The following is a 12,323-nucleotide window of genomic DNA, read 5'->3' as shown; positions in this document are numbered from 1 at the left end:
GTGGTACTGTGCGCGCTTCATTGATCCAACTCGCGGTCTCCGACGCCGAGCCGCCCGCCGAGCGGCGGGCCCGCGCGGCGGCCCTGGTCCGTGCCCAGCAGGGGGCCGACCTGGTGGTCCTGCCGGAGCTGTGGGCGCTGGGCGGTTTCGCGTACGACCTCTGGTCGGACGGCGCCGAGGCGCTGGACGGGCCCACCTCGGACGCGATGGCCGCCGCCGCGAAGGCGGCCGGCGTCTGGCTGCACGCCGGGTCGATCGTCGAGCGCGACCCGGACGGGCCGATCTACAACACCTCGCTGCTGTTCGCCCCGGACGGTGAGCTCGTGCACACCTACCGCAAGATCCACCGCTTCGGCTTCGACAGCGGCGAGGCGGTGGTGATGGGTGCCGGGCAGGAGATCGTCACCGCCGCCACCGACTTCGCCACGCTCGGCCTGGCGACCTGCTACGACCTGCGGTTCCCCGAGCTGTTCCGGGCGCTGCTGGACGCGGGCGCCCAGCTGATGGTGGTGCCGGCGGCCTGGCCGGCGCGGCGGCGCGAGCACTGGACGCTGCTGAGCCGGGCCCGCGCGGTCGAGGAGCAGGCCTACGTCCTGGCCTGCAACACCGCCGGGACGCACGGCGGGGTCGAGCAGGCCGGCCACAGCATCGTGGTGGACCCGTGGGGCCGGGTGCTGGCCGAGGCGGGCGCCGGCGAGGAGGTGCTGACCGTGGACTTCGACCCCGCGGAGGTGGGCAAGGCCCGCGCCGAGTTCCCGGTCCACCGGGACCGGTTGCTGGGCATCCCGGCCCCCGTCCAGCGGTGACGCCCCCGGCCGGGTGAGCGGGGCTTTCCGGGGCATACGGGAGGCTTGTACGGGGCGGCGGCATTTTTGAGAAGATGAGCCTTCGTCGTGTTACCCGCCGTTCTTCAGCCGGCCTGTCCCGAGGCAGACCGTCGAGCCTGCCCGAGGAGGTCGCGCGCATGTACGGCACCGGCGCAGGCGACACCAGCACCGTGATCCAGCGCAACAGCCTGCGCGAGCAGATCGCCGGCGCGCTGCGCGAGGAGATGATGGCCGGCCGGCTGGCGGCCGGCCGCAACTTCACCGTCAAGGAGATCGCCGAGCTGTACGGCGTCTCCGCGACCCCGGCCCGCGAGGCGCTGGTGGACCTCGGCGCGCAGGGGCTGCTCCGGGCCGAGCACCACCGCGGCTTCACGGTGCCCGAGTTCGGCTGGGCCGACTTCCTGGAGATCTTCGAGTCCCGGGTGCTGCTCACCGACAGCTGCTTCCGCCAGCTCGCGGTCCGCCCGGCGACACCGGACGCCGCCCGGCTGCCCTCGCTGCGCCGCCGGGCGGACGCGGCGGTCGGTGCGGTCCGGGCGGGCAACCTGGACGTCATGGTGGGCTGCGACCGCCGGTTCTGGCAGGAGGTCGCCGGCCTGCTCGGCAACCGCCGGATCGGGGACTACCTGGACTGGCTCCGGGTGCAGTCCTGGATGTTCGCCGCGCCGTACCTGCGGGCGATGCCGACGCTGGGCGGGTTCTGCTGGGACCGCCACGTCGAGCTGGTCGAGGCGATCGAGCGGGAGGACCTCGCGGGCGCGCACCGGATCGTCTGCGAGTACAACCTGTTCACCGTGCGGGCGCTGGCCGGGCTGACCGGGGAGTCGGAGGAGTCGGTGGGGGTGCTGCCGCTGCTGACCGCCGGGCTCGACGCGGCGCCGGTGGCCGCGCCGCCGGCCGCCCGGTCGGGTGGGCCGGGGCCGTCCGGACCGGCTGCCTCACCGGTGCCGGCCGGCAGGTCTTCCGTTCCTTCCGTCCCTTCCGTCCCTTCGCCGGTGTCGGCGGGCCCGGAGGCGGGCCGCAGGCCGGAGCCGCAGCGGGCGGCGGAGGGCGGCCGCGGCCGCGAACGGGAGCTGGGCCGGGAGCTCGGCCGCGAGCTGGGGCTGGGCCTCGGCCTGGTGCCGCAGCCGCGTTCGGTGCCGTACGGGCGCTTCGGCCGCCGGCCGGCCGACCCGTCGGCCGGCCAACTGTCCGAGGGGCGGCCCGGCCCGCACCGCGCGCCGGGCCGGTAGGGTGGGCGGTCGTCGCCCCGGGCGGTCCCCGTACCGACCGTCCGGACCCCGACCCGCCCACCCGTCACCCGCTCGCGCGGGCGACTCCGCCGCCCGGAGAGGAAGAGCCGGCCCATGGCCTGCGACCTCTGGCTCGTCCCGCTCGTGGACGTGCTGAGCCACAGCCCCGACAACCCCTTCCGGGACGATCTCGCGCTGTACAACGCCGTGTTGACCGCGCACGGGCTGCCCGAGGTGCCGGTCTACCAGTTCGTCCCGGGGATAAGCGGGGCGGTCGAGCCGATAGCCGCCTTCGACTACGACTCGCTGCACTTCCTGCGCCGCGCCTACCTGCTGGGCCTGACCGGCCTGGACATCACGCCGGTGGACGCGCTCGGCGGCGACTACGAGCAGCTGCTGGAGATGTTCGAGAGCAGCGCGGAACACTCGCACCTGGTCTGGCACTTCGACCACGCCGGGGCCTACGTGCCGATCGAGTTCGCGGCTCCGCTGGTGGACGACGCGCTGCTCGCCTCCGGCGGTCCGCTGGGCTCCAGCCACGGGCTGCTGCGCGAACTCCAGGCCATCGCCCCGGCGCTGGACATCGACCCGGCCGACCCGCCGGACCCGACCCGGCCGCTCGGCCCGACCGGCCTGGAGCAGCCGTTCGGCCCGCCGCTGGACGACCTGCACCCCTTCGCCCGGGAGCGGCACGCCTGGGCGGGCCTGTACGCGGCGGCCACCCGCAGCCTCACCCAGGGCTCGATGATCGTCTTCGCCTGAGCCGACGGGCCCGCGAGCCACCCGGCTCCGCGGGCCCGTCGGTCTGCGGGCCCGCCAACGTCCGGGCCCGCGAAGAACGTCCGAGTCCGCGAGCGTCCGGGACTCGAAGGCCTCCGCGCGCCGTCCCCGCTACCGCAGCGGGCCCTCCGGCGGCCGCTGACGCGGCATGGTGGGCCGGGTGCCCGGCGGGGGCAGGATCCGCACCTGGGCGCCGATCCCCGACTCGCTGCGGCCGCCCCAGCTGCCGGAGGCCTGGGTGGGCAGCTGGGTCATGCCCGCGCGGAACTCCAGCATCCACTCCGAGGTCTCGGTGCGGACCATGTCCGAGACGTCCTCGCAGAACCGCCGCAGCACCCCGAGGCAGCGTTCGGCCGCCTCGCCCGCGGTGCCCTCGGTGGGGCCGAGCACCTCCCGCACGCACTCCGACGCCCAGTCGAACTGGAAGGCCTCCAGGCGGCGTTGCAGCGCCTGCGCGGTGGAGACGTCCCGCATCCAGCCGGAGGTCAGCCCGAACGCCCGGTCGGCGCCGTAGCAGGCCGCGGCGAGCGCCAGGCCGACGTAGCCCCAGCTGGTGGCGTTCGCGACGGTGCCGGTGAGGTCCACCAGCGGCGCGGTGACGCCGCCCACCACGAAGCCGGCCGTGCCGAACCTCAGCAGACGTGCCCAGCGGCGCTTCCAGACCCGGTCCCGGCGGTACCAGTCGATCGCCTCGACCGCCCGCTCCTCGGACCAGCGGTAGAGCTCCTCCAGCCGCTCGGCGGGCTCGCCCCAGTCCCCGAGGGGGAACTGGCGGGCGCTCAGATCGGCCCGGCGACGCGTGTCGGCCCGGGGCGCGACGGCGGCGGGGGGCGGGTCCTCCTCGCCGATCTCCTTGCCCCAGGCACTCTCCTCGGGCTGCATTTCCGGCTGGCTCACCTGTGGGGCTCCCTGTGGCGGGCGGACTGCTGGGTCTGACATCGCGTCCTCCGACGCGTCCTCCTGACGAGTCATCGACCTGATGGGCCGTGAAACGCCGGACGACGGATCGGAACACACGGCGCCCCCGGGCGAGTGTGGGTGCCCCGGGACGGCGTACCGGCCGGTGGCCGGCGGTTGTCCATCAGCACTTCTTACCGCCAAATGGCTGACCGTGGGGGCGCTTCACCAATGATCGTTACCGGATTCGGAGCCCGGATGCCGAGGTGAGGGGGTTGCGGCGGTCGGCGAGATTTCACCCGTCCGAGCGAGCCCCCGGTGACCCGCTGTCCTGACCCGGGCACCCCGGGTGCACCGGCCCCGTCCTGGTTTGGATGATCCTCCGAGACCGGCGGCGTACGGACGGCTCCGCCTGGAGGTTCCGACGGGACCGGAGGTCGGCGCGAACCGGCCACCGACTACCCTTGCCAACCGTGAAGGTCCTCGTCATCGGCGGCGGCGCCCGCGAACACGCCCTGTGCCGCTCCCTGTCCCAAGATTCCGCCGTCACCGAGCTGCACTGTGCCCCGGGTAACGCCGGGATCGCGCAGGTGGCGACGGTCCACCCCGTCGACCAGCTGGACGGTGCGCAGGTCGCTGCGCTCGCCCGGCGGCTCGACGCCGACCTGGTCGTGGTCGGCCCGGAGGCCCCGCTCGTCGCGGGCGTCGCCGACGCCGTGCGCGCGGCCGGCATCCCGGTCTTCGGCCCGTCCGGCGAGGCCGCCCGGCTGGAGGGCTCCAAGGCGTTCGCCAAGGACGTCATGGCCGCCGCCGGGGTGCCCACCGCCCGCTCCTACCTCTGCACCACCCCCGCCGAGGCCGCCGAGGCGCTGGACGCCTTCGGCGCGCCGTACGTGGTCAAGGACGACGGCCTGGCCGCCGGCAAGGGCGTCGTGGTCACCTCCGACCGCGAGGCCGCGCTGGCCCACGCCGCCTCCTGCGAGCGCGTGGTCATCGAGGAGTACCTGGACGGCCCCGAGGTCTCGCTGTTCGCGATCACCGACGGCACCACCGTCCTCCCGCTCCAGCCCGCGCAGGACTTCAAGCGCGCGCTGGACGGCGACGAGGGCCCGAACACCGGCGGCATGGGCGCTTACTCGCCGCTGCCGTGGGCGCCCGAGGGCCTGGTCGAGGAGGTCCTGGAGACCGTCCTGCAGCCCACCGTGGACGAGCTGCGCCGCCGGGGCACCGAGTTCTCCGGCCTGCTCTACGCCGGCCTGGCGCTGACCTCGCGCGGCACCCGGGTGATCGAGTTCAACGCCCGCTTCGGCGACCCGGAGACCCAGGTCGTGCTGGCCCGCCTGCGCACGCCGCTGGCGGCCGTCCTGCACGGTGCGGCCACCGGCGCGCTGGACCAGCTGGAGCCGCTGCGCTGGGACGACGGCGCCGCCGTCACCGTGGTGATCGCCTCCGAGGGCTACCCGGCGGCGCCGCGCACCGGCGACGTGATCGAGGGCCTGGCGGAGGCCGAGGCCGCCGACGGCACCGCGTTCGTCCTGCACGCCGGCACCGCGGCGGACGAGGACGGCCGGGTGCTCAGCGCCGGTGGCCGGGTCCTCTCCGTCACCGCCACCGGCGTCGACCTCGCCGAGGCGCGCGGCCGGGCGTACGCGGCGGTCGACCGGATCAGCCTCAAGGGTGGTCAGCACCGCACCGACATCGCGCTCAAGGCCGCCCAGTAGCAGGGCTTTTCGCCGCGTTCCGGGGCGCTGCGTCCGAGGGGAAACAACCCCCATGGACGCAGCGCCCCGCGGCGTTTCCGGGCCGGGTGGCACGGGAGCGGTTCCGGGGCCGCCGCACCGTTCGGCGGCCGGAATCCAGCCCATCGAGTGACAGCGGCCGCATCCGGCTGACGCAACCGGCCGCCCGGCCTTATGGTGCGCTGGTCCGCGGTCCCGGGGGCCGCGTCGTGCGCGGCCGCACCGGGTAGCGGCGGTCGCGCGGGGGGATGCTGGACGGCGTCCGGCCGGACCGGCGCGCCCGGGCCGCATTGCACGGCGCGCGGCGCGGTCGTCCGGAATCCGGGCACCGTCACCGGGACGAGTGGAAACCGGGGCGATCCGGAACACCCACCCGGACAAGGGCGTCAAGAATGTCAGAAGCGCCACGCAGCATGTACTACCGGGATCGGACGCCGCCGATTCCCGGTCGGAACTGATCGTTTCGAGTCGGCTCAGGGCCCCGTCGCCGGGTGCCCGAGGGCTCCGAAGGGGGTGCCGCACCGTATGGCCGCTGTCGACACCGCGCGCGCTCACGCCCAAGCGGTCCTGCGGGTCCGGGGGATCGCCCTGGCCACCGCCGTACTGCCCGCCGCCGCGGCGGTGGTCCTGCTCGCGGGCCGGTTCACCGGCCGGCTCGGTGCGCCAGGCTCCGCCGACGCACCCGCCTGGGACGCCGTCCGCTGGGTGGTCTGCGCGGTGGCCGCCGCCACCCTGCTGGTCGCGGGCCTGGCCGCCCGCGCCCACCGCGGGGCCGTCCCGCCGCAGACCCCGGTCGTCCCGCTTGACCGGGCCCAGGCCCCCGAGCTGTACCGGCTGATCGACGAGCTGGCCGACCGGCTGGCGGTCCCCGCGCCCTCGGCGATCGCCCTCACCCCGGACTGCGACAGCTGGCTGGAGGACGTCCCGCCGGGCCGACCGGCCGGCACCGGCCGCTCGTCGCGCCACTCGTCGCGCCACGAGCAGGACCCGCCCGCGCCGGTGCTGGTGATCGGCTCGCCGTTCCTCTGGTGGATGCGGGCCGGCGAGCTGCGGGCCCTGCTCGCCCCGGTGGTGGCCGGTACCGGGGCCGCCGCCGACCCGGACATCGCCGCCGCCCGCCGCTTCCTGCGCGGTCTGGACGCCAGCCTGGACGCCGCCCCCGGGCCCGGTGTGGTCGGCGCCCCCGCGCCCGCCGCCCCGCGCGGGCGCCGCGGCCCGGCCGCGCTGACCGACCGGATCACCCGCCGGCTGCTCCGCGCCTGCCGGGCGCACTCCGCCGAGCTGGAGCGGGCCGTCGCCGGCTGGGCCTCCGAGCAGGCCCGGGCGGTCGACTACGGCCTGCGGATCGCCGCCCAGGAGCAGGTCGGCCTGGCCTACGCCGGCTGGGACCGGCTGCTCACCCGGGTCGCGCTGCCCGCCTGGCGGCTCGGCCGGCACCCCGCGCACCTCAACGCCGGGGTGGTCGCCGCGCTCACCGAGCTGTCCCGGCGCGACCGGCTGGCCGACGGGTACGGCAGCCGCCTCGGCGACCGCCCCGCCTGCGACCTGCTGGAGGAGCCGGGCACGGTGGACGAGGCGGTCTCGCTGCTCGCCGCCGAGCTGTTCTTCGGCCGCCCCGCCTCCGGCGCCTGGCGCGAGGTCGAGTGGACCGACTACCCGGCCGAGGTGGTGGACGCCGGCTGGCGGGCCCGCGCCACCGCGCTGCAGTCCGCGCTGGACCGGCTGGCCCCGCAGGCCCGCCCCGGCGCCCCGACGGTGACCAGGCTGCTCGGCCGGCTCGCCGAGGGCGGCGGCGAGCAGCTGGCGGCCGCGCTCACCGCCGAGCTGGCCCGGACCACGGCGCCCGCCCCGTTGCTCGAACCCGTCCGCACCGGGCGGGACCTGCTGGTCGACCACGTCACCGCGATGGTCTGCTGCGCCGCCGTCGACACCGCCGGGGCCACCCCGGGCCTGGACTGGCTGGACGGGCCGGTGCTGCTGATCGGCGGGGTGCGCCGCACCGATCTGGCCGGGCCGATCGCCCAGGCCGTCGAGCAGGGCCAGGACGGCCCGCTGCGGGCCTGGCTGGACGCCGCCGACGTCCGGCTGGAGAAGCCGGTCCGACTCTGAGCCCGGAGGGCGCTCGGTACCGGGGCTCGCGCCCCCGGGCCGGTCCCCGGCGGCAGGTCTTCGCAGGCCGGAGCCCCTCCACCGGCGGACCGGAAGATTCCCGGACACCAGTTGCTACCGATGGGTGACGCAGCGCCAGCACTCTGTGGTGTATTTGACCGCACGCACATCCGGGAGGCACATGCCGACCGGCGGAGGGTGCACCTTGTGGGAGGGGCGCGTGGGGACGGAACTCAACCGCCGCTGGGAGTCCGGAACGCACGCGTACAGCGTCTCCGACCCCTTCGGCCAGGGCCCGCTGCCCTGGCTCCGCAGCCCGGACCAGTACCTGGCCGGGGCCGAGGGCGCCGTCCCCTGGTACGTCTCGGTGGACGCACCGGGCCAGCAGCCGCTGGCCGGCGGTGCCAGACCGAAGCCGCCGGTCGGCACCCCGCAGGGGGCCAACGACGTGGTGCAGCAGATCAAGGGGTTCGCCTCGGCCGGCGTGGTCCGCCCCGGCGGCTCGGTGGACTTCCGGGTCACCGTCAACCCGCCCCGCGAGTTCACCGTCGACGTCTACCGGATCGGCCACTACGGCGGCGACGGTGCGCACCACATGACGTCCAGCCCGCTGATCGCCGGACTGGCCCAGCCGGCCCCGCTGGTGGCCGGGCGGACGGTCTCCTGCCACCACTGGTGGCACTCCTGGCGGCTGCAGATCCCGACCCACTGGCGCCCCGGCGCCTACGTCGCCGTCCTGACCACCGCGGACATGCTGCACCGCAGCCACATCCCTTTCACCGTGCGGGACTTCGAGGACCAGGCGCACGCCGCCGAGCTGCTCCTGGTGATCCCGGACGTGACCTGGCAGGCCTACAACCTCTTCCCTGAGGACGGCCGCAGCGGCGCCAGCCTGTACCACGCCTGGGACGACCGGGGCCGGCTGGTCGGCGAGCGGGACGCGGCCGTCACCGTCTCCTTCGACCGCCCGCACGCCACCGCGGGCCTGCCGCTGCACGTCGGCCACGCCTACGACTTCATCCGCTGGGCCGAGCGCTACGGCTACGACCTCTCCTACGCCACCGCCACCGACCTGCACGCCGGCCTGGTCGACCCGGCCCGGCACCGGGCGCTGGTCTTCCCCGGCCACGACGAGTACTGGTCGGAGCCGATGCGCCGGACGGTCGAGCGGGCCCGCGACGGCGGCACCTCGCTGGTCTTCCTCTCCGCCAACACCATGTACTGGCGGGTCGAGCTGAGTCCCGCGCCGTCCGGCGAGCCCAACCGGCTGCTCAACTGCCGCAAGCGGCAGAAGGTCGAGCCCGGCAGCCCGGCCACCGGGGTGGGCGGCGCCGCCAGCGCGCTCTGGCGGGACGCCGGCGAACCGGAGCAGCACCTGCTCGGTCTGCAGTACTCCGGCCGGGTCGCCTCCCCCGTCCCGCTGGTCGCCCGGCACACCGCGCACTGGCTCTGGGACGGCACCGGCGTCCAGGAGGGCGACGAGCTGCCCGGGCTGGTCGCCGGCGAGGCCGACCGGTACTACCCCAAGGTGGCGCTGCCCCGGCACACCGAGCGCGTGCTGCTCGCGCACTCCCCGTACCGGGACCTCGCCGGCCGCACCCGGTACCAGGAGACCTCGCTGTACCGGGCGCCGAGCGGCGCGTACGTCTTCGCCGCCGGGACGTTCGCGTGGTCGCCCGCGCTGGACCGGCCCGGCCTCACCGACGAGCGGATCCAGCGGGCCACCGCCAACCTGCTGGACCGCCTCTGCAAGAACGCCTGAGGGCGCCCGGCCGGGGCCCCGACGGGCGTTCGTGACAGACTCGGGTCCACTGACCTCCCCTTTCGCGCCGCACGCCCGCGAACGACCCCTGAGGACTGAGACGACCTTGAGCGGATTTGTCACCAAGCCCGAGCCGGTCCAGGTGCCCGGCCTGGTCCACCTGCACACCGGCAAGGTGCGCGACCTCTACCGCGCCGAGTCGGGCGACCTCGTGATGGTCGCCAGCGACCGCATGTCGGCGCACGACTGGGTCCTGCCCAACGAGATCCCCGACAAGGGCCGCATCCTGACCCAGCTCTCGCTGTGGTGGTTCGAGCGGATCGCCGACATCGTGCCCAACCACGTGATCTCCACCGAGGTCCCGGCGGGCGCCCCCGCCGACTGGAAGGGCCGCACGCTGGTCTGCCGCAGCCTGGAGATGGTCCCGGTCGAGTGCGTGGCCCGCGGCTACCTGGCCGGCTCCGGCCTGACGGAGTACGAGGCGGACCGCACGGTCTGCGGCATCGCGCTGCCCGAGGGCCTGGTGAACAGCTCCGAGCTGCCCGCCCCGATCTACACCCCCGCCCTCAAGGCCGACGTCGGCGAGCACGACGAGAACGTCTCCTACGAGGAGACCGCCCGCCGGATCGGTGCGGAACTCGCCTCCCAGCTGCGCCGCACCACCCTGGACGTCTACGCCCGGGCCCGGGACATCGCCCGGTCGCGCGGCATCATCCTGGCGGACACCAAGTTCGAGTTCGGCCTGGCCGACGGCGAGCTGGTGATCGGCGACGAGGTGCTCACCCCGGACTCCTCCCGCTTCTGGCCCGCCGACGACTGGCAGCCCGGCCGCTCGCAGCCGTCCTTCGACAAGCAGCTCATCCGCGACTGGCTGGTCTCGCCGGCCTCCGGCTGGGACCGCGCCAGTGAGCTGCCGCCGCCGGAGCTCCCGGCCGAGGTCGTCGAGCAGACCAGGGCCAAGTACATCGAGGTCTACGAGCGGCTGACCAGTACCTCCTGGGCCTAGGGGGTACCTGTCCGCGCGGGCACGGCCGGGTCCTCAGATCCAGCCGTGCTCGCGCGCGATCCGCACCGCCGCGTGGCGGTTCTCGGCGCCCAGCTTGCCGGCGGCCGAGGAGAGGTAGTTGCGGACGGTGCCCTGGGAGAGTGCCGCGCGCTCGGCGATCCCGGCGATCGAGGTGCCGTCGGCGGCCAGTTCGAGGACGTCCGTCTCGCGCGGGGTCAACGGGGTCTCGCCCGCGCTGATCGCGTCCGCCGCCAGCTCCGGGTCCACGTAGCGGCCGCCCGCGCGCACCGTGCGGATGATTCCGGCGAGGTCCGCCGCCGAGACGGTCTTCGGCAGGAAGCCGCGCACGCCGACCTCCAGCGCCCGCTTCAGGTAGCCGGGTCGGCCGTGCCCGGTGACGATCATGGAGCGGCAGTCCGGCAGCAGCCGGCGCAGTTCGGTGGCCACCTCGATACCGTCCAGCCCGGGCATCTGGAGGTCCAGCACCGCGATGTCCGGGCGGTGCGCCTGCGCCATCGCCACCGCTTCCGGGCCGGAGGCGGCCTGGGCGACCACGGTGATGTCGTCCTCCAGGGAGAGCAGCGCGGCCAGCGCCCCCCGGATCAGGTGCTCGTCGTCCGCGAGCAGCACGCGCACGGGATCGGTCTCGGTCATCGGGGCCTTCTTCCGGACGGGAGCGGTGCGGTGGCGGACGGGGGCCGGAGCGGGACGCTGGCGAGCACCCGGAACCGGCCCGGCCCGGCCTCCGGGAGGGTCAGCTCGCCGTCGTGGGCGGCGAGGCGCTCGCGCAGCCCGTGCAGGCCCGTCCCGCTGCCCTGGGACGGGACCGGCACGGCCGGCACCCCGTCATTCTCCAGCTCCAGCACCACCCGGCCGTCCTCGCGGCGCAGCCGGATCGAGCAGTGCGCGGCCTCGCTGTGGCGCAGCGTGTTGGTGGTGGCCTCGCGGATCACCCAGCCGAGCACCGACTGCACCGGCAGCGGCAGTTCGTGCGGCTCCTCGCCCAGGTCGATCTCGCAGGCCACGTCGGCGGCGCGCAGCACGGCGCGGGCGCCGATCGCCTCGGCGTGCAGGTCCGCCGTGCGGTAGCCGCGGACGACGTCGCGGACCTCGCGCTGGGACTCCTGGGCGATCCGCTGCACCTCGGCCATCTGGTCGGCGGCCTCCGGCCGGCCGCGGCGGGCCAGTTGGGCGGCGAGTTCGCTCTTCAGCGCGATGGTGGTGAGGTTGCGGCCCATCACGTCGTGCAGGTCCCGGGAGAACCGCAGCCGCTCCTCGGCCACCGCCAGCCTGGACTGGGCCTCGCGGGCGGCGTCCAGCTCCCAGACCACGGACTGCAGCCAGGCGAAGCTGCGGCAGCTGGACCCGATGAAGGTGAGCGCGATCAGGTTGCCGACCAGCAGACCGGCCGTGGTCGCGCCGTCGAGCCCGGCGAGCAGGGCCGCGGGGGCGACCAGGAGCTGGGCCGTCACCCCGGTGAGGCAGGCCCGGCGCACCGGCAGGCCGACGCTCACCGGGCAGAAGGCGGCGGCCAGCAGGAGGGAGACGACCACGACGGTGAACGGCGGCGCGCCCGGGCTGTCCGGTCCGCCGTCGGCCGGGCCGAGCAGCAGGACCGCCCAGGAGCCTGCGATCGTCACGACGCCGAGGGTGAGGAGCCGGCGCAGGTGGTCGGTCGGCCGGTTCAGGTAGTGGTCGAGCGAGGTGCGCAGGGCCCGCAGGGTCAGCAGGGTGGTGGCCAGGCCGACGACCACGCAGACCTGGGCGCTGCCGCGGGTGTCCTCCCGGCCGGTGGGGGCGGCGATGGCCAGCACGATCATCGGGAGCAGGATCAGCGGGATGAAGTAGAGCGACCAGCGGAGGTAGAGCTCGGTGCGCTGGGGTTTGCTGGACCCCTTCCAGCGCCGTCTCGGCGTCAGGACGCTCATCTCTCCCGCTCCCCCTTCGATCATGATCGTGCCGTGCCCTTCC

General features: G+C 75.2%; 10 protein-coding genes. 7 read left to right on the top strand and 3 right to left on the bottom strand.

The genetic code is table 11. The features are described 5' to 3' along the window. Positions 1-8: 8 nt before the first annotated feature. The 3 genes from ACZ34W_RS03705 to ACZ34W_RS03695 all read left to right on the top strand — a co-directional run bounded on the left by ACZ34W_RS03705 (position 9) and on the right by ACZ34W_RS03695 (position 2,821). Entirely contained in the window at positions 9-806 is a 798-nt protein-coding gene (locus ACZ34W_RS03705; RefSeq protein WP_329488748.1) for a carbon-nitrogen family hydrolase, read from the top strand. A gap of 158 nt (positions 807-964) precedes the next feature. Beyond that, positions 965-2,059: a GntR family transcriptional regulator gene (locus ACZ34W_RS03700; RefSeq protein WP_329488747.1), complete on the top strand. Its 1,095-nt coding sequence runs from the start codon at positions 965-967 to the stop codon at positions 2,057-2,059. Between the two features lie 114 nt (positions 2,060-2,173). Then, positions 2,174-2,821, top strand: coding sequence for a hypothetical protein (locus ACZ34W_RS03695; RefSeq protein WP_329488746.1), 648 nt, complete (start codon positions 2,174-2,176; stop codon positions 2,819-2,821). 129 nt (positions 2,822-2,950) lie between these two features. Here the strand turns inward: ACZ34W_RS03695 and ACZ34W_RS03690 are convergent, their stop codons facing one another. Next, positions 2,951-3,736, bottom strand: coding sequence for an SLATT domain-containing protein (locus ACZ34W_RS03690; protein WP_380388881.1), 786 nt, complete (start codon positions 3,734-3,736; stop codon positions 2,951-2,953). 473 nt (positions 3,737-4,209) lie between these two features. On the opposite strand from ACZ34W_RS03690, the gene purD reads away from it, so the two are divergent. The 4 genes from purD (at position 4,210) to ACZ34W_RS03670 (ending at position 10,352) form a co-directional block, all read left to right on the top strand. Then, complete coding sequence (gene purD, locus ACZ34W_RS03685) at positions 4,210-5,457, top strand: phosphoribosylamine--glycine ligase (RefSeq protein ID WP_329488745.1); 1,248 nt, start codon at positions 4,210-4,212, stop codon at positions 5,455-5,457. 543 nt (positions 5,458-6,000) lie between these two features. Next, a complete protein-coding gene (locus ACZ34W_RS03680; protein WP_465601435.1) occupies positions 6,001-7,584 on the top strand; it encodes a hypothetical protein in 1,584 nt (527 codons plus the stop codon). Between the two features lie 220 nt (positions 7,585-7,804). After that, positions 7,805-9,346 carry a N,N-dimethylformamidase beta subunit family domain-containing protein gene (locus ACZ34W_RS03675; protein WP_465601432.1) on the top strand — a complete coding sequence of 514 codons (1,542 nt, stop codon included), beginning with the start codon at positions 7,805-7,807 and terminating at the stop codon, positions 9,344-9,346. Between the two features lie 106 nt (positions 9,347-9,452). After that, positions 9,453-10,352 (top strand): phosphoribosylaminoimidazolesuccinocarboxamide synthase, encoded by a 900-nt coding sequence (locus tag ACZ34W_RS03670; protein WP_465601429.1) that lies wholly within the window; start codon positions 9,453-9,455, stop codon positions 10,350-10,352. Between the two features lie 33 nt (positions 10,353-10,385). Here ACZ34W_RS03670 and ACZ34W_RS03665 read toward each other — a convergent pair whose 3' ends face one another. Both ACZ34W_RS03665 and ACZ34W_RS03660 read right to left on the bottom strand, forming a co-directional pair. After that, the gene (locus tag ACZ34W_RS03665; RefSeq protein WP_329488741.1) at positions 10,386-11,006 is read right to left on the bottom strand and encodes a response regulator transcription factor; all 621 of its coding nucleotides are present in this window, start codon (positions 11,004-11,006) and stop codon (positions 10,386-10,388) included. Then, positions 11,003-12,280 carry a sensor histidine kinase gene (locus ACZ34W_RS03660; RefSeq protein WP_465601425.1) on the bottom strand — a complete coding sequence of 426 codons (1,278 nt, stop codon included), beginning with the start codon at positions 12,278-12,280 and terminating at the stop codon, positions 11,003-11,005. Before ACZ34W_RS03660 ends, ACZ34W_RS03665 begins: the two co-directional genes overlap by 4 nt. Positions 12,281-12,323: the final 43 nt, after the last annotated feature.

Source organism: Kitasatospora sp. NPDC022856 (assembly GCF_055561235.1).
Note: the sequence above shows the minus strand (reverse complement) of the source record. Positions and strands in the feature narration are given on the sequence as shown.